16 protein-coding genes are annotated in these 16,730 nt (G+C 62.4%); 6 read left to right on the top strand and 10 right to left on the bottom strand.

From position 1 onward, the window contains the following. Positions 1–158 precede the first annotated feature (158 nt). Together secA and argJ are read left to right on the top strand one after the other, a co-directional pair. Positions 159–2,876: a preprotein translocase subunit SecA gene (secA, locus tag NFV80_RS12915; protein WP_295324918.1), complete on the top strand. Its 2,718-nt coding sequence runs from the start codon at positions 159–161 to the stop codon at positions 2,874–2,876. 102 nt (positions 2,877–2,978) lie between these two features. Next, a complete protein-coding gene (argJ, locus tag NFV80_RS12920) occupies positions 2,979–4,217 on the top strand; it encodes a bifunctional glutamate N-acetyltransferase/amino-acid acetyltransferase ArgJ (protein WP_295324920.1) in 1,239 nt (412 codons plus the stop codon). 119 nt (positions 4,218–4,336) lie between these two features. On the opposite strand, the gene NFV80_RS12925 is transcribed toward argJ, so the two are convergent. Further along, complete coding sequence (locus NFV80_RS12925) at positions 4,337–4,930, bottom strand: class I SAM-dependent methyltransferase (RefSeq protein WP_295324923.1); 594 nt, start codon at positions 4,928–4,930, stop codon at positions 4,337–4,339. Between the two features lie 10 nt (positions 4,931–4,940). After that, a complete protein-coding gene (gene apaG / locus NFV80_RS12930; protein ID WP_295324925.1) occupies positions 4,941–5,324 on the bottom strand; it encodes a Co2+/Mg2+ efflux protein ApaG in 384 nt (127 codons plus the stop codon). A 146-nt stretch (positions 5,325–5,470) separates the two neighbouring features. On the opposite strand from apaG, the gene rpe reads away from it, so the two are divergent. From rpe to trpE, 3 genes are all read left to right on the top strand, one after another. Continuing rightward, positions 5,471–6,160 carry a ribulose-phosphate 3-epimerase gene (gene rpe, locus NFV80_RS12935; protein WP_295324928.1) on the top strand — a complete coding sequence of 230 codons (690 nt, stop codon included), beginning with the start codon at positions 5,471–5,473 and terminating at the stop codon, positions 6,158–6,160. Then, positions 6,157–6,843 (top strand): phosphoglycolate phosphatase, encoded by a 687-nt coding sequence (locus NFV80_RS12940; protein ID WP_366143434.1) that lies wholly within the window; start codon positions 6,157–6,159, stop codon positions 6,841–6,843. Before rpe ends, NFV80_RS12940 begins: the two co-directional genes overlap by 4 nt. A 156-nt stretch (positions 6,844–6,999) precedes the next feature. After that, positions 7,000–8,472 carry an anthranilate synthase component I gene (gene trpE / locus NFV80_RS12945; RefSeq protein WP_295324930.1) on the top strand — a complete coding sequence of 491 codons (1,473 nt, stop codon included), beginning with the start codon at positions 7,000–7,002 and terminating at the stop codon, positions 8,470–8,472. A 36-nt stretch (positions 8,473–8,508) separates the two neighbouring features. Here trpE and NFV80_RS12950 read toward each other — a convergent pair whose 3' ends face one another. Beyond that, on the bottom strand, positions 8,509–9,180 hold the full coding sequence (locus NFV80_RS12950) for a protein-L-isoaspartate(D-aspartate) O-methyltransferase (protein ID WP_295324933.1): 672 nt from the start codon (positions 9,178–9,180) through the stop codon (positions 8,509–8,511). 67 nt (positions 9,181–9,247) lie between these two features. Next, positions 9,248–9,751: a BCAM0308 family protein gene (locus NFV80_RS12955; RefSeq protein ID WP_295324936.1), complete on the bottom strand. Its 504-nt coding sequence runs from the start codon at positions 9,749–9,751 to the stop codon at positions 9,248–9,250. Positions 9,752–9,924: 173 nt separating this feature from the next. On the opposite strand from NFV80_RS12955, the gene NFV80_RS12960 reads away from it, so the two are divergent. Beyond that, on the top strand, positions 9,925–10,425 hold the full coding sequence (locus tag NFV80_RS12960) for a YbhB/YbcL family Raf kinase inhibitor-like protein (RefSeq protein WP_295324937.1): 501 nt from the start codon (positions 9,925–9,927) through the stop codon (positions 10,423–10,425). Between the two features lie 105 nt (positions 10,426–10,530). On the opposite strand, the gene NFV80_RS12965 is transcribed toward NFV80_RS12960, so the two are convergent. The 6 genes from NFV80_RS12965 to zapD form a co-directional block, all read right to left on the bottom strand. Beyond that, positions 10,531–10,935 (bottom strand): carboxypeptidase regulatory-like domain-containing protein, encoded by a 405-nt coding sequence (locus tag NFV80_RS12965; protein ID WP_295324940.1) that lies wholly within the window; start codon positions 10,933–10,935, stop codon positions 10,531–10,533. 75 nt (positions 10,936–11,010) lie between these two features. Then, complete coding sequence (gene lon / locus NFV80_RS12970; RefSeq protein WP_295324942.1) at positions 11,011–13,383, bottom strand: endopeptidase La; 2,373 nt, start codon at positions 13,381–13,383, stop codon at positions 11,011–11,013. Positions 13,384–13,395: 12 nt separating this feature from the next. After that, positions 13,396–13,797, bottom strand: coding sequence for an Hsp20/alpha crystallin family protein (locus tag NFV80_RS12975; protein ID WP_295324943.1), 402 nt, complete (start codon positions 13,795–13,797; stop codon positions 13,396–13,398). A gap of 66 nt (positions 13,798–13,863) precedes the next feature. Beyond that, the gene (locus NFV80_RS12980; RefSeq protein ID WP_295324946.1) at positions 13,864–14,598 is read right to left on the bottom strand and encodes a GNAT family protein; all 735 of its coding nucleotides are present in this window, start codon (positions 14,596–14,598) and stop codon (positions 13,864–13,866) included. Continuing rightward, a complete protein-coding gene (locus NFV80_RS12985; RefSeq protein ID WP_295324985.1) occupies positions 14,595–15,818 on the bottom strand; it encodes an MFS transporter in 1,224 nt (407 codons plus the stop codon). The genes NFV80_RS12980 and NFV80_RS12985 overlap by 4 nt, the downstream gene beginning before the upstream one ends. 113 nt (positions 15,819–15,931) lie before the next feature. Next, a complete protein-coding gene (zapD, locus tag NFV80_RS12990; protein WP_295324949.1) occupies positions 15,932–16,687 on the bottom strand; it encodes a cell division protein ZapD in 756 nt (251 codons plus the stop codon). Positions 16,688–16,730 lie beyond the last annotated feature (43 nt).

Here is a 16,730-nt window from a genome sequence, read left to right on the forward strand (position 1 = left end):
TAGTATCCGTGCCGCGCGCCGCACGAATTGTACAAGTCCCGTCGTTCCACAAGTTCGGCAGCCCAAACCGAACTGCTTCCCAGCTTGCACAGCGGAAACGACCCCGCCGCTTGGCGGGGTTCCCATGTCAACTCGAAATTTCCTTTACCGTTCCCAGAATGATTTCCGGCCTACTCAAGAAGATTTTCGGCAGCCGAAATGATCGGCTGATCAAGCAATATCTGCAAGTCGTCCGCAAGATCAACGCGCTGGAAGCGGGTATCAGCGCATTGTCCGACGCAGCGCTGTGCGACAAGACGGCCGCTTTCAAGGCGCGCGTTGCCGACGGGGAGTCGCTCGATGCATTGCTGCCGGAGGCATTCGCCGTCGTCCGCGAGGCCGGCAAGCGCACTCTGGGCATGCGCCACTTCGACGTCCAGCTGATCGGTGGCATGGTACTGCACGACGGCAAGATTGCCGAGATGCGCACCGGCGAGGGAAAAACGCTGGTAGCCACGCTGGCATCCTACCTCAATGCGCTGTCAGGCAACGGCGTGCACGTGGTGACGGTCAATGACTATCTGGCCAATCGTGACGCCGAGTGGATGGGACGCCTGCACCGCTTTCTCGGCCTGACGGTCGGCGTGAACCTGACGCACATGGCGCATGACGAAAAGCAGGTCGCGTATGCCGCAGACATCACCTATGGTACGAACAACGAGTTTGGTTTCGACTACCTGCGGGACAACATGGTCTATTCTCCTCGCGAGCGGGTGCAGCGCAGGCTCAGCTTTGCGATTGTCGACGAGGTGGACTCGATTCTCATCGACGAAGCGCGCACGCCACTGATCATTTCGGGTCAGGCCGAAGACCACACCGACCTCTACGTGCGCATGAACAAGGTCGCGCCGCTGCTCAAGCGCTGCGCGGAAGAAAACGGTCCCGGCGACTACTGGGTGGACGAGAAAGGTCATCAGATTCTGATGACCGAGGAAGGACACGAGCACGCGGAGGAGATCCTGGCGCAGGCGGGCCTGCTTCCCGACGGTGGCAGCCTCTACGACGCATCGAATATCCTGATGATTCACCACCTGTATGCGGCACTGCGCGCGCACAACCTGTTTCTGCGCGATCAGCAGTACGTGGTGCAGAACGGCGAGGTAATCATCGTCGACGAATTTACCGGCCGGCTGATGTCCGGTCGTCGCTGGTCCGACGGTTTGCACCAGGCGGTTGAAGCGAAGGAAGGAGTGCGAATCCAGAACGAGAACCAGACTCTCGCCTCGATCACCTTCCAGAATTACTTCCGGATGTACAGCAAGCTTTCCGGGATGACCGGCACCGCGGACACCGAAGCCTACGAATTCCAGCAGATCTACGGCCTGGAAACGGTGGTCATCCCCACCAACCAGCCAATGCGGCGAACCGACAACAACGATCAGGTCTTTCGCACGGCCAAGGAAAAGCACGCGGCGATCATCGCCGACATTCGCGGCTGCCGCGAACGCGGTCAACCGGTGTTGGTCGGCACGACCTCGATCGAGAACTCGGAACTGCTTTCGGCGCTGCTCGAGCACGAGAAACTGCCTCACCAGGTACTCAACGCCAAGCAACACGCGCGCGAAGCCGAGATCGTCCGTGAAGCGGGGCGTCCGGGAGTGATCACCATCGCCACCAACATGGCCGGCCGGGGTACCGACATCGTTCTCGGCGGCAGCATCGAGAAATTGATCACGCAGGTTCGCGACGACGAGACGCTGGGCCAGTCGGAGCGCGAAGCGCGAATTGCGGCGATTCGCGCCGATTGGCAGAAGCTGCACGAGCAGGTCGTCGCCGCGGGTGGCCTGCACATCATCGGCTCCGAACGACACGAGTCACGGCGCATCGACAATCAGTTGCGTGGGCGCTCGGGCCGCCAGGGCGATCCCGGTTCGTCGCGCTTCTACCTCGCACTCGACGACTCGCTGCTCCGCATCTTTGCCGGCGACCGTCTCAAGGCGATCATGGAGCGGCTGAAAATGCCAGAAGGCGAGGCGATCGAACATCCGCTCGTCTCGCGCTCGCTTGAATCGGCGCAGCGCAAGGTCGAAGCACGCAACTTCGACATCCGCAAGCAGTTGCTCGAATACGACGACGTCGCGAACGATCAGCGCAAAGTGATCTACGCGCAGCGTAACGAACTTCTGGAAACCGAGGATATCACCGAGACGGTCACGGCGATGCGTGAAGGCGTCTTGCACGACATCTTCCGGCTGCATGTTCCGGCCGACAGCGTCGAGGAACAATGGGACCTGCCGGGGCTCGAAAAGACCCTGGCGGCCGACCTCCAGTTGCAGCTGCCGATCGTCGAATGGTCGAAGAATGAAACCACTTTGAGCGACAGCGAAATGCTGCGGCGAATCGTCGATGCGGCTGCCGCGTCCTATGCGGCCAAGGTCGAGCTCGTCGGCGCCGAGACCTTTCACCAGTTCGAGCGCAATGTCATGCTGCAGAGCCTGGACACACATTGGCGAGAGCATCTGGCGGCGCTCGACCACCTGCGGCAGGGAATCCACCTGCGAGGCTACGCGCAGAAGAATCCCAAACAGGAATACAAGCGTGAAGCCTTCGAACTGTTTCAGCGTTTGCTCGACAGTGTGCGAGCCGATGTGACGCGCCTGCTGGTGACCGTACAGGTGCGTGCGCAGGATGTCGAGGAGTCCGCGCCACACGCCGAGGTGCATAACGTCCGATATCACCACGCTGGTTATGACGAAGCGCTGGCGCAGGAGGCGGAACCGACCACGACCAGCGGCGCCCGGAGGCCGTTGCACGCGGTTCCCAAGGTCGGACGCAACGATCCCTGCCCGTGCGGCTCCGGCAAGAAGTACAAGTACTGTCATGGCAAGCTGTCCTAGGCGCACGGGGCGGGCAGGCAAAGCCGGTGACCAGTCGGCTCCTCCCGATCGCCGCAAGCGCGCTTGGCGCACGCACTCCGCCATCCCCTTCGTGAGGTCGTAATGCCCGTCAATTACTGTACCCCCGATCCCGATCAGATTTTTCCGGTCGCCGGCGTCCGACTTGGCGTGGCGGAAGCGGGCATTCGCAAGCCGGATCGGCGCGACCTTACGCTCGTCTGGCTCGACGCGGGTTGCCGGGTCGCCGGCGTGTTTACCACCAACCGTTTCTGTGCCGCTCCCGTACAGGTTTGTCGCCGCCACCTGGCATTGGGAAGCGACATGCGCGCGCTGGTGATCAACACGGGCATTGCCAACGCCGGGACCGGCAGGCAGGGGTGGCTCGCCGCCGTGCAGACCTGCGCCGCCGTCGGCCAGTTACTGGGAGTCGAAGACCGGCAGGTTCTGCCGTTTTCCACTGGCGTCATCCTCGAACCGCTGCCGGTGGACCGGTTGCTCGCGGGCCTACCCGCATGCGTAGCCGATCTGGGCGCCGACCATTGGCATGCGGCCGCAAATGCGATCATGACCACCGACACGGTTGCCAAGGCGGCTTCGCGACGCGTCGAAATCAACGGCAAGACGGTCACAATCACCGGCATCAGCAAGGGAGCGGGGATGATTCGGCCGAATATGGCGACCATGCTCGCTTTCATTGCCACCGACGCAGGTATCGGTACGCCCGTCCTGCAGCAACTGCTCACTGAAGCCGCCGAGGAGTCCTTCAACCGCATCACTGTTGACGGCGACACCTCGACCAATGATTCCTTCGTCCTGATCGCCACCGATCAGGCAGGAATTGCCTTTGCCGAGGCCACGACGCCCGGCTACGAAGCGCTGCGCGCCGCGGTCATTGCCGTCGCCGTCGAGCTTGCCCAAGCCATCGTGCGCGACGGCGAAGGCGCCAGCAAGTTCATCAGCATCACCGTCGAAGGCGGGAGGAGCAGCGCGGAGTGCAGAAATGTCGGCTATGCGATCGCCCACTCCCCGTTGGTGAAGACCGCATTTTTTGCCTCCGATCCCAATCTCGGTCGCATCCTGGCGGCGATCGGCTACGCCGAAGTGGAGGATCTTGACGTGGAGCGCGTGCGCATCTGGTTGAGCAGCGCGGGAACCGAGATTCTGGTAGCCGAGCACGGTGGGCGGCCGGCATCCTACCGCGAGGAAGACGGTGCCGCGATCATGCGCGAGGCCGAGATTGGCGTGCGTATCGCATTGGGACGCGGTACGGCCGATGCCACCGTTTACACTTGTGATCTCTCGCACGGCTATGTGCAGATCAATGCCGACTATCGCACGTGAGATGGTCGTCGCAAGAGCAGGGCACGAGACCCCTTACCCCGGCTTGCAAGTGAGAGACGGGCGGTGCGCACAACGGGCATGATGCCTAGCCTTGCGGCTGTCTGGAGCCCTCATGTCCGTCAAACCCGCTTCAGACGAATCAGTCGAAACCAGCCGGCAACCAGCGCCGGCTGATCGCTTTCGACGATCAGTTGCGGCGTTTGCTCGAGCAACTCCTCGAGAACCACGTCCAGTCGGGTTGCGATTCGGCGAATCACGGGATTCAGCAGCCGCCGCACGGGTGCTCGCTGTCCTCGTTGCAGAAACTTGTCGAAGACGAGAAGATTGCCGCCGGGTGCGACCACCCGTGCCGTTTCCCGCAGGCAGGCCAGTGGATCCGGCAGGACGGCGAGGATCAGATGGAGAATGGCATGATCGAAACTGTGGTCGGAAAATGGCAGACGTTGCGCATCGGCTTGGACGCAGCAGAAATCGAGTGACGCGGCGCGCGGCACCGCGCGGCGGAGCATGGCACGCGTCAGATCGACGCCCGTATAGCTGTGCTGTGTTGGCAGCAGGGGCAAGTCCAGGCCGGTGCCAACACCACTGAGCAACACGCGCGCCCGGGCCACCGGCAGCGATTCGAGACTGCGCGAACGCGCCGCACGGGTCGCTGCGTTCAATGCCGCGTCGTAGAACGGGGCGATCAGCGTGTAGCTCTGGCGAAGGCTCAAGGACTGTGGATCAGTGCAGGACGTGCGGAACTGCCAAGGTGAATTCGGGGATTTCCGCTTCGAACTGCCTGCCGTCGACGGCAGTGAACTGGTAGCTGCCACGCATCGTGCCAACCGGCGTGTCGAGCTGGCAGCCGCTGCTGTACGTAAAGCGCTCGCCAGGCTGCAGCAAGGGCTGCCGGCCAACGACGCCAAGGCCGCGCACTTCCTGCACCTCGCCGCTGGCGTCGGTGATGATCCAGTGCCGCGAAACCAGCTGTGCAGGAACGTTTCCGACGTTCTCGATGGTGATCGTGTACGCAAAGACGTAGTTGTCGTTGGCGGGATCCGACTGCTCGGCGATATATTGCGGGAGTGCGCTGACGGCGATTTCGTATCTCTTGCTCTCGGACATGTGGACCCAGTGTCGGAACGGTCGGAATCGGCATTCCACACCAATCTGTCGGTGCTGGCAAGCCTGCCGAGAAATCGAGTGCGGACTCTAAGCGGGAGCAACGTTTCGCGCTAGAATCGACCGCGACATCTTCCGGGGCTTCCCTCATGCACGTCCTTGCTCCCAGCATCCTCTCGGCCAACTTCGCCAGGCTCGGCGAAGAAGTCGCCAATGTCATTGCGGCCGGCGCAGACTGGATCCACTTTGACGTTATGGACAATCATTACGTTCCCAATCTCACCGTCGGCCCACTGGTTTGCGAGGCCATTCGTCCGCTGACCAAGGCGCCAATCGACGTGCACCTGATGGTCAAGCCAGTCGATCGCATCGTTCCCGATTTTGCTCGGGCGGGGGCCGACATCATCACCTTTCACCCCGAGGCGTCGGAGCATGTGGATCGCACCCTGGCGCTGATTCGCGAAAGCGGATGTCAGGCGGGATTGGTATTCAATCCGGCGACACCGCTCGATTATCTCGATTACGTGCTGGACAAGCTCGACATCATTCTGCTGATGAGCGTCAATCCCGGTTTCGGTGGGCAGAAATTCATTCCTTCGACACTGCGCAAACTGGCCCGCGTACGCGCCCGCATCGACGCCCACCAGAACGCCGGCGGGCAGCGTATCCGGCTCGAAGTGGACGGCGGGGTAAAGGTCGATAACATCGCCGAAATTGCCCGCGCCGGAGCCGACGCTTTCGTTGCCGGCTCTGCGGTTTTCGGCAGCGGCAGGAACGGCGACCGCAACCGTTACGACAGCATCATCGGGGCACTGCGCGCTGAACTGGAGAAGGCATGATGGCTTCGCCGCTGGCAGTACGCGCCGTCCTGCTCGATCTCGACGGCACCTTGCTGGACACCGTCCGCGATCTGCAGGCGGCGGCGAACGGCATGCTGCGTGATCTCGGCCGTGCCGAGGTGTCGCTCGAAGCGATTCGTAGCTATGTCGGCCGTGGCATTCCGAATCTCGTGAAGCGCTTGCTTGCCGGGTCGATGGCGGCCGCCGATGACGCGACGCCGCCGCCAAAGGAAGCCCTGGACAGCTTCCGGCGGCATTACAGCAGCGAGAATGGTCACAATGCCGCCCCTTTCCCCGGGGTCATGGAAGGACTGGAAGCGCTCAAGGCGCTTGCCCTGCCCTTGGGAGTGATCACCAACAAGGCCGAGACCTTTACCATACCGCTGCTGCAACGCACCGGACTGCTTCACTTTTTCGACGTAGTCGTCAGCGGCGACGTCCTGCCGCGTCCGAAACCGGATCCGATGCCTCTGCTTTGGGCTTGCGGTCGCCTCGCGGTCTCACCCATCGACGCGCTGATGATCGGCGATTCGGTGCACGATTTTCACGCTGGCCGAGCCGCCTGCTGCCATGTGTTTCTGGTGCCCTATGGCTACAACGAAGGACGGGATGTTCGTGAACTTGCCTGTGATGGTATAGTCTTGACCCTTGCCGAAGCGGCGACGCGCCTGACGCACGCATGACCCCCCTTCACTACGAACTGCAGCTGCTCACTGCCCTGGGGCTGGAGGCTTGGCCCTGGCAAAGCTGGCGCCCGTAGGCGCACTCGTCGCCTCCACGCTGCGGGCGTGGGCAGGTCGGGGGCGCTTATTTCTGCAGCGTTTCCTAGTGGAGTCCCAATGACCGAAGCCTATTTCAATCGCCTGGCCGCGGAAGGCTACAACCGCATCCCGGTGACACTCGAGACCTTTGCCGATCTCGATACCCCGTTGTCGATCTACCTGAAACTGGCCAACGCGCCCTACAGCTACCTGCTTGAATCGGTACAGGGTGGCGAACGCTTTGGCCGCTATTCGATTATCGGGCTGACCAGTCCGACACGGATCGTGGTCAATGGCCATCAGGTGCTGGTCCTCAACGGCAACCGCATCGCCGAACGCGAGGACGATACCAACCCGCTCGACTTCATCGGGAAGTACATGAAGCGCTTTCGTGCGGCTCCGACCACGGGCCTGCCGCGGTTTTGTGGCGGGCTCGTCGGTTGCTTCGGCTACGACACCGTGCGCTATATCGAAACTCGGCTGACGCGCTCGCAGAAGCCGGACGACCTCGGCATTCCGGACATCGTGCTGCTGCTTTCCGAAGAGATTGCCGTGGTCGATAACCTGTCCGGCAAGCTCACGCTGGTCGTCTATGCGGAACCGGGCGTTCCCGGTGCGTATCAGAAGGCACAGGCGAGCCTGCGCGAGCTGCTTGCCCGTTTGCGCGAGCCGGTACGCATTCCGCCCGACGCGCCGCAATCTTCCCAGCCGGCCACCTCGATGTTTGGCGAGTCGCAGTTCCGGCACGCAGTGCTCAAGGCAAAGCGCTACATCACCGAGGGCGACATCATGCAGGTCGTGCTTTCGCAGCGCATGAGCAAGCCGATGAAGGCCAGCCCGATGGCGCTGTATCGGTCGCTGCGCTCGCTCAATCCGTCGCCGTACATGTTCTATTTCGACTTCGACGACTTTCATGTGGTCGGCGCTTCGCCGGAAATTCTCGTACGCCTCGAAGGCGACAAGGTCACCGTTCGACCGATTGCCGGCACTCGCCGGCGCGGCGTTTCCTTCGAGGAAGATCAGGAACTCGCTGCCGAGCTGCTGGCCGACGAAAAGGAGCGGGCAGAGCACCTCCAGTTGCTCGACCTCGGTCGCAATGACGCCGGACGTGTGGCGCGCGTCGGTACGATCAAGCTGACCGAAAACATGATTGTCGAGAGATACTCGCACGTCATGCACATTGTCTCGAATGTCGAGGCCACGTTGCGGCCTGGGCTGGACGCGCTCGACGTGCTCAAGGCGACTTTCCCGGCCGGCACGGTTTCCGGAGCGCCCAAGGTCCGTGCTATGGAGATCATCGACGAACTCGAGCCGGTGAAACGGGGCATTTATGCCGGAGCCGTGGGTTATCTCGGCTTCAACGGGGACATGGATCTGGCCATCGCGATCCGCACCGCAATCATCAAGGACGGCCAGTTGCACGTGCAGGCCGGTGCCGGCATCGTCGCCGATTCGGATCCGGCCTGCGAATGGCAGGAAACCCAGAACAAGGCGCTCGCCGTCCTGCGTGCCGCCGAACTCGCCGAGCATGGACTCGACACGCGTTGGTGAGAAGGCGCGGAATGAGGAGATTCTTCCCCGACTCGATCAATTAGCCGGTGATCCGGTCAATGGCACGAAAATGACCGGCAGAATCGACCTTTCGCTGAGGCGACCATACTCGTCCTTGTTGATCTTCAGCAGATCCTGTCCGAAGTGGCGGCCGCCGACCGGAATGATCAGCGTCCCCCCGGGCTTGAGCTGTTCGATCAATGCGCGCGGCACGCTCGGCGCAGCGGCGGTGACCACAATCGCATCGTAGGGGGCGTGCTCCGGCCAGCCCAGATGTCCGTTCCCCGTACACACTTCCACGTTGTCGTAGCCGAGCTGCTGCAGGCGCTGGCTCGCCTGCGCGGCGAGCGTGTCGATGATTTCCAGCGAGTACACCTGTTTGACCAGTCGCGACAGGATCGCCGCCTGGTAGCCGGAGCCCGTGCCCACTTCGAGCACCACGTCTTCCTCCTCGGGCTGGATCAGGGCAGTCATCAAGGCGACGATATACGGTTGCGAGATGGTCTGTCCATGCCCGATCGGCAGCGGGTGGTTGGCATAGGCGCTCTCGGCCAGTTCCGCCGGGACAAAGGCATGCCGCGGCACTGTGCGCAGAACCTGCAGCACTCGTTGCCCAAGCGCTGCGCAGCCGGTCAGGTGTGCGGTCGCGCGTACCTCGTCCTGCACTTCTTCGAGCAGCCGATGCAGCTCCCGGCTTTCGACCGTCACCTTCTGCTTTCCTCAGCATTGTTGGCACGTGCCGCGTGCGCTGGATGGAGCGACACCGCGGTGTCGATCACCTTGACCAATGCACCCGCAGCAACATTTGCTCGGGGTTGTAATGAAATTCGAGTTCGCCCCCGTAAGCACGGTGCACGGCTTCGCCGATGGTCCGTGCCAGATGAATGTCGGTGGTGCTGACATTGACTCCGCTTTCCGCCTCGTCGATCGACATCACCCGTTGCAGGGGATGCTCGCTACGCTGACGCTCGGCCTCGTTGTATACCAGATGGACAATCTCTGGCCGATGCGTTTGCAGGAAATCGCCTTCGAGAAAAACGAAACCGGCCGGATAATGATCGCGCACACGCTGGCAGGCAGGGCAGCTCGCCCGATGTGCATCGGCTGTGGCGGCGATTCCCCATTGCCAGCGCCCGGCGTGGTAAACGGCTCCGCAGTGTTCACAGACGGTCGGTTCGGGCAGTTTCCCCTTGGCCATGTAGCTGTCGTGCTCGGTCTCGTGCAGCAGGCGATCGTGGCGAACCGGTCGAAAGCCGGGAAGTATGGATCTGCTATTCATGACAAAGCTCCTGAAAAATCGTACAGAGGGATACACGAGGGAAATCGTGCATCAATACTTCATGATAGGTCGTGCGTCGCCGTTTGCCAGTAGAAAAGTCAGGCGGGACATGGAAATGGAGCATCGCATGTACTACAGTGATGGCAATGACCGAGCAGCGTAGGAGCAGGATCATGGCGGACCGATCACAAGCAGGAATCGCTGCCGACCTTACGCTTCGCTCGCAATCCTTTCTTCACAACGGAACGATTCCGCCTCGTCACACCTGCGATGGCGCCAACATTTCGCCGCCGCTTGCCTGGGTCGACGCACCCGCGGGCACGAAGAGCTTCGTGCTGATCGTCGATGACCCGGATGCGCCCGATCCGGCGGCGCCGCGGATGACCTGGGTGCACTGGGTGCTCTACAACATCCCGCCACAGGTCGCGAGCCTGGCCGAGGGAGTTGCCATACTACCGCCGGGGACCCTGGCGGGACGCAACGACTGGCAGCGCGTCGACTACGGAGGACCCTGTCCCCCGGTCGGTACGCACCGCTATTTCCACAAGCTCTTTGCGCTCGACGTCGTACTGCCCGACCTTGAGCACCCGACCAAGGCCCGGCTGGAGGGCGCCATGCAAGGTCACGTTCTGGCCAGGTGCGAGCTTGTCGGGCTGTACCGGCGGCAGCGCTGAAAGCGTCTGCCGCGGTCGTCGCGAGCACGCCCAGCTGCGGTGGGAATGCCGTCGGACTGAGTGGTCGGTGTCAGCCGGCGCTTGCGCCGCTTGCTGCTCGACCGACTACTCGGTTTCCCAATAGAAATACAGATCGCGGCGACCGCGCTGGCCAATGGCAAATGACTTGCTGAGCGTCTTCCCCTTGAACTCCGCGTCAATGCGGTATTGCCCTGGGCCCAGCGTGGCAAAAAAGAAGGGACCCGGTGACCGGGTCACCAGTACCTTCTCCCCGCTCGAGTGGTAGATGCTGATTCCGACGTCGGCCAGATACGAGCCGCTTCCCTTCAGCGCAAAAACCACTTGCAGGTTATGCGCCTGGCGCATGGCCTCGATTTCGATCGGGTCGTCGTCGCCGATTCTCCCACTGGCGTGCGCTATCTCGGGAGCGGGTGACGCTGCTCTTGCGGCAAGAGCAACTGTCAGCAGCGCGCACGCGCCAAGCCGGAATAATCCGTGACGTAGTTTCATCTCCATCTCCTCGAATGGCATCGCCCGGCGTGAAAATTTCCAGCCGCTCAAGACGACCGGGAGCGCTGCGGGCGCTCACTGCGGCATGGCATGATGTACGGCATCATCAACATTTTCCAGGAAGACGAACTCGAGTCGCTCTTTCGCCTCCGGCGGTACTTCCTCGAGGTCCCGGCGGTTCCGGGCCGGCAGCAGTACGCGCTGGATTCCGGCGCGCATCGCGGCAAGTACCTTGTCCTTGATGCCGCCGACCGGCAGTACGAGTCCACGCAGGCTGACTTCGCCAGTCATCGCCGTATCATTGCGTACCGGCCGATCGACGAAGAGCGATGCCAATGCGATGAACATCGCCACACCGGCACTCGGACCATCCTTTGGGATCGCTCCTGCCGGCACATGCACATGCACGCTGGTCTTCTCGAAGCTGTGCGGGTCGATCCCGAGGCTGGTGGCACGAGTCTTTACCAGAGTCAGTGCCGCCTGCGCCGATTCCTTCATGACATCACCCAGTTGCCCGGTGAGGATCAGCCCGCCGTCGCCCGCCGTACGGCTTGCTTCGATGAACAGGATGTCGCCGCCGATCGGCGTCCACGCCAAGCCGGTGGCCACCCCGGCAAGACCAGTACGCAGCGCGACCTCGTTGTCGTACTTCACCGGTCCGAGAATTGCCGCGAGGTCCGCTTCGTCGACGTGCATCGACGCGATAGTGCCTTCGGCGATATTGACCGCCGCCCGCCGACAAACTGCTCCAATTTCGCGTTCGAGCGAACGCACTCCGGCTTCCCGCGTGTAATCGCGGATGATCGCCGCCAGCGCCGGCGCCGAGAACTCGATCTGCCCTTCCTTGAGGCCGTTCTGCGTGATCTGCCGCGCGACCAGATAACGCCGCGCAATCTCGCGCTTTTCCTCCTGCGTGTAACCTGGTAGCTGGATGATCTCCATGCGGTCACGCAGCGGGCCCGGAATGTTGTCGAGCACGTTTGCCGTGGTGATGAACAGCATTCGTGACAGATCGAAAGGCAAGGCCAGATAGTTGTCACGGAAAGTATTGTTCTGTTCGGGGTCGAGCACCTCGAGCAGCGCCGCGGACGGGTCGCCCTGGATGCCGGCACCAAGCTTGTCGATCTCGTCGAGCATCATTACGCAGCCGCGCGAGCCGGCTTTGCGGATCGCCTGGATGATGTTGCCGGGCAGGGCACCAATATAGGTGCGGCGATGGCCGCGGATTTCCGCCTCATCATGGACGCCGCCGAGCGATGCCCGGACGAACTTTCTGCCCAGCGCCCGGGCGATCGACTGCCCGAGCGAGGTCTTGCCCACTCCGGGAGGCCCGACGAAACACAGGATCGGCCCGTGCCCGCCCGGGTTGAGCTTGCGTACCGCAAGAAACTCGATGATTCGCTTCTTGACCTGGTCGAGGCCGAAGTGATCAGCGTCGAGGATGCGGCGCGCTTCGGCAATCTCTATGCGATCGGGTTCGGGTTCCTTCCACGGCAATTCGATCAACCAGTCGAGATAGGCGCGCACCATCGAGTACTCTGCCGAACCGTCCGCCATACGTTCCAGACGCTTGAGCTCCTTGTTTGCCTGGCTTGCCACCTCTTCGGGCATTTCCGCATCGGTGATGGCCTTGCGCAAGGTATCGATCTCCACGCCGCTGCCGCCTTCGCCTTCGCCGAGCTCCTTCTGGATCGACCTCAACTGCTCACGCAGGAGGTATTCGCGCTGTCGCTGATCGATGTTGGCCTTGGTTCGCTCGTCGAGCTCGCGCGACAGGCGCAACACCTCGAGACGCGCCTGCAGGCAGTCGACCACCAGGTCGAGCCGCCGCTGCAGGTCGACCGTCTCGAGGATCCGCTGCCGGTCGGCAATCTTGAATTCGGAAACGCTGGCTATGAGGTCGGCGAGGGATCCCGCCTGCCCCAGGCTCTTCACCGCAGCCAGCAACTCCTGTGAAACCTGCGGCAGGAACTGCAGGACCTCCAGCGCGCGTTCCCGGAGCTGGATCACGCGCGCTTCGATCTGGCTGTCGGTCGCGTCGGGCTCGTCGATTCGTCCGATACGCGCCACCGGAAAAGGATAGCCGGAGAGGTAATCGACGATGCGAAAACGCTGCAGTCCCTGGCAGACGATGACATGGCTGCCATCCGGCAAGGTCACGTAGCGCAGGATGTTGGCCAGCGTTCCGACCAGGCAGAGATCGTCGGGTTCCGGTACCTCGACCTCGGCATTGCGCTGGAGGAGAATCCCCACCGGACGCTCGGTCTTGACTGCCTGCTGCGCCGCCAGCATCGACTGCTCACGGCCGATGGTCAGCGGCAGGATCATTCCTGGAAACAGAACCACGTTGCGAATCGGCACGATGACCATCGCGTCGTCTGGAATCACGAGCACACCATCGCTATCGTCCCGGCGTCCTCGGCTCGGCTCGCTCTTGTCGGTTGCCATGCTCTCGTCCGATCAGAGGTGATGGAGAACGAGCACCAGGCAGCCGTCTTCCAGGAACTGCTCGTGCAAGCGATAGTTTCCTGGTGGCAGTACGATCCGGCGCTCGAAGCGTCCATACGGTATTTCCAGGCGATGGATGGCGGCTCGCTGGCAGGCCGACGGCATCGGCCGCTCGCCGCGCACGACGAGACCGGTGTCGTCGAGAACCACCTCGACCTGCCGCGAACTGACCCCGGGCAGCGCCACCAGCACGCTGAGCTCGTCGCCATTCTCGTACAGGTCGATCGATGGTTCCCAGCAGGGCACCGAGTGCAGACTTTCGAGTGTAAAGAATCGGCGCGGCAGCCGTTCGCAGCCCTGCAGCAGATCAAGCGCCTCTGCCCACGCCCAGAATCTTCGGTCACGCGATCTCATTGCCTGCATCCTTTGGCCAAACTGGCGCCAGCCCTGGTCACCTGCAAAGTATAGCCGCTGGTCCGCTCAGTCGCCCGCCTCGCGGTGGATGCTGCGAACCTGCGCCGTCAGGCTCGATAGGGTCAGGCGTTGCTGGCCAGCGGGGTCAAAATTGTTGGGGTCAAGCCAGCGTGCGAAAGCCGCTGCCAGTTCCGGCCACTCCCCGTCGATGACCGCGTACCAGGCAGTGTCGCGATTGCGCCCCTTGACTACCGCGGCTTGCCGGAAAATACCCTCGAACGAGAAGCCAAAGCGTTCCGCGGCGGCACGCGATGGTGCATTGAGCGCGTCGCACTTCCACTCGCAGCGTCGATAACCCAGCTCGAAAGCGTGTTTCATCAGCAGAATCACTGCTTCGCTGGCCGCCGGGGTACGCTGCATGGGGGGGGAGAAGTGGATATGCCCCAGCTCGATGCAGCCGTTCGCAGGTGTGATCCGCAGGTAGCTTGCCACGCCCAGCGCGAGACTGGATTGCTGCTCTACGATTGCATAAAACAGCGGGTCGCGACCGACGCAGTAGCTTTCCATCCACGAACGGTAAGCGTCGAGGCCGTCAAACGGACCATACGGCAGATAGGTCCAGTTCCGCCCGTCCGCGTCGCGCGAATTCGCCGCATGGAGACTGGCTGCGTGCAGCTCGGCGCGCAGTGGTTCGAGCCGTGCGAAACGCCCCTGCAACTGCTTTCCCGGCGGGTATGGCGGTACCCTCCAGTCGCTGAGCAGCTCACCGACCGGCTGTGCGAGACGATTCCCGGCCGTCATGCCGGCAACCTGGATGCGGCCGGTTTCGGCAGCCGCGCTTCGCGGATCGGCAAATTGACCAGTGCTGCCGCCGTTGCCAGTGCCATGTCGGCATACCACATCCAGGCGTAGTCACCGAAGCGAGCGAGTGCAATGCCGCCAAGATAGGCGCCGAGGAAGCCGCCGATCTGATGAGCGAGCAGCGATAAACCGACGAGCGTGCCGAGGTAGCGCACGCCGAAAAGCTTGCCGACGATGGCGGCAGTCGGCGGTACCGTCGCCAGCCAGGTGAACCCGAGCCCCGCTGCGAAAAGATAGAAGGTCAGATCGGTCTTCGGTGCGACCAGATAGAGCGCTACCAGCAGCGCGCGCGAAGAATACATGCAGAACAGCACGTACTTGCTGCGATAACGGGCGACGCAGGAACCGGCATAGAGGCTGCCGAAGATGTTGAACAAGCCGATGATTGCCAGCGACCAGCTGGCGACCGTCGATGGCAGACCACACAGGTCCACCTCGCCCGGCAAATGAGTCACGAGGAAAGCGATATGGAAGCCGCAAGTGAAGAAACCCAGGTTCAGCAACTGGTAGCTGCGATCGCCCATCGCCAGTCGGACGTTTTGCCACAGGCCCGCGTCGCTGGCTGCGTGTCTTGACGAATGCTCGGCCGGCTTCGCCAGTACCCCGACCAAGGGCAGTGCCGTGAGCGTCATCAGAGCCAGTGACCACATTGCCCCCATCCAGCCAAGAAGCTGAATCAACATCTGCAGAATCGGAGCGAAAACGAATTGACCCAACGACCCGCCGGCATTGATCACGCCGGATGCGGCGCCACGCGCTTCGAGTGGCAGGCGCTGGCTCGATGCGCCAATCAATACCGAAAAGCTGCCGGCTCCCGAGCCGATGGCCGAGAACAGGCCGAGCGATGCGACGAGGCCCCAGGTGCTCCCCATGAACGGCGTGATCGCACTGCCGAGAGCCAGTAACAGCAAGCCCGCGACCAGTACGCGACCCGGCCCGAAGCGGTCCGCGGCTGCTCCCGCGAACGGCTGTACGGCTCCCCAGGTCAACTGGCCGACCGCCATCGCCAGACTGATCGATGCAATGCCAAGGCCGGTGCTGGTGTTGAGCGGCGAGACGAACAGACCCAGTGACTGTCGTGCCCCCATGGTCACCAGCAGGATGCCTGCTGCCGACAGGGTGATTGCCCAGAGCCCGGGCTGGTCGAGCGTGCGGAACATCGTTCTCAGCATGTGCAGTATCCTCCTGATCCGCGTCCGGTCCGTTCCGACGGTGGTGCGGCAGCAGCGATCGCCGCGCCCACGTCACGACGCGGAGTGCGACCGGCGATCCCTCAGAGGTTGCAGAACAGCATATCGAACTCGACGTCGCTATCGCAGTGACGCGGCCGGTGATCGCTGTCGGGACGGGTGAAACGAATGTTGAGCGCGTACTTGTTGGCGCTGATTTCAGGAATGTAGGGATCGTGCAGCTTGAGCGAGATGCGCACCATCTGCGAACTGCTGCCGCCAAGCATCAACTGAAAGGCGCCGCCGGTGGCGACGTGATGCTCGGGGCGCCCGCTGGCACGCAACAGACGCAGGACGATCGCCAACGCGTCGCGCAGTGGCAGCAGCGGTTGCAGCCAGGCGAGCAGCGCGTCGCGCCGCACACCAGGAGCCTGATGCCGCCAGTAATGATAGGAGGGCAAATCGAATTCGCAGACGCCACCGGGAATGCTGGCACGGCTCTTGATGCTCATCAGCCAGTCGTTGTCGCGCAAATGCTGGCCAATCTTGCCCGTCATGCCGAGCAGGGCCGCCGAGGCCTGCTCGATTCCATAGAGGGCGCCCGACAGCGCTTCCTCGGAGATGTCCGGATTGTTGCGGAAACCCAACAGACTCTGGCGCTGGCGTTCCAGTTCCTGGATCAAATCCATTTTCAGGTCGGCACGCCCGGCCACGTCAAGAATCTCAAACAGCGTCAGGAGAACGACGTGGTGTTCCTGCGATCCATCCCGCTGCAGGAAGCTGTTCGCCTTGTGGAACAGATCCTCCAGCCGCAACAGCGTGCGTATGCGTTCATTGAAGGGATATTCGTAGGTGATCACACAGCCGCCAGCGTCGGGAACGGGATTTTGGATAATTCTGAGG

The sequence above is a fragment of the Accumulibacter sp. genome, from assembly GCF_023806565.1.
In the GTDB taxonomy this organism is placed as follows: Bacteria; Pseudomonadota; Gammaproteobacteria; order Burkholderiales; family Rhodocyclaceae; genus Accumulibacter.

What these genes read in the sequence shown, in the direction of transcription:
- argJ (WP_295324920.1), top strand. Translation starts at nt 2,979, where the DNA reads ATGCCCGTCAATTACTGTACCCCCGATCCCGATCAGATTTTTCCGGTC.
- NFV80_RS12960 (WP_295324937.1), top strand. Translation starts at nt 9,925, where the DNA reads ATGGCGGACCGATCACAAGCAGGAATCGCTGCCGACCTTACGCTTCGC.
- secA (WP_295324918.1), top strand. Translation starts at nt 159, where the DNA reads ATGATTTCCGGCCTACTCAAGAAGATTTTCGGCAGCCGAAATGATCGG.
- lon (WP_295324942.1), bottom strand. Translation starts at nt 13,383, where the DNA reads ATGGCAACCGACAAGAGCGAGCCGAGCCGAGGACGCCGGGACGATAGC.
- NFV80_RS12965 (WP_295324940.1), bottom strand. Translation starts at nt 10,935, where the DNA reads ATGAAACTACGTCACGGATTATTCCGGCTTGGCGCGTGCGCGCTGCTG.
- trpE (WP_295324930.1), top strand. Translation starts at nt 7,000, where the DNA reads ATGACCGAAGCCTATTTCAATCGCCTGGCCGCGGAAGGCTACAACCGC.
- NFV80_RS12975 (WP_295324943.1), bottom strand. Translation starts at nt 13,797, where the DNA reads ATGAGATCGCGTGACCGAAGATTCTGGGCGTGGGCAGAGGCGCTTGAT.
- NFV80_RS12980 (WP_295324946.1), bottom strand. Translation starts at nt 14,598, where the DNA reads ATGACGGCCGGGAATCGTCTCGCACAGCCGGTCGGTGAGCTGCTCAGC.
- apaG (WP_295324925.1), bottom strand. Translation starts at nt 5,324, where the DNA reads ATGTCCGAGAGCAAGAGATACGAAATCGCCGTCAGCGCACTCCCGCAA.
- rpe (WP_295324928.1), top strand. Translation starts at nt 5,471, where the DNA reads ATGCACGTCCTTGCTCCCAGCATCCTCTCGGCCAACTTCGCCAGGCTC.
- NFV80_RS12940 (WP_366143434.1), top strand. Translation starts at nt 6,157, where the DNA reads ATGATGGCTTCGCCGCTGGCAGTACGCGCCGTCCTGCTCGATCTCGAC.
- NFV80_RS12985 (WP_295324985.1), bottom strand. Translation starts at nt 15,818, where the DNA reads ATGTTCCGCACGCTCGACCAGCCCGGGCTCTGGGCAATCACCCTGTCG.
- NFV80_RS12955 (WP_295324936.1), bottom strand. Translation starts at nt 9,751, where the DNA reads ATGAATAGCAGATCCATACTTCCCGGCTTTCGACCGGTTCGCCACGAT.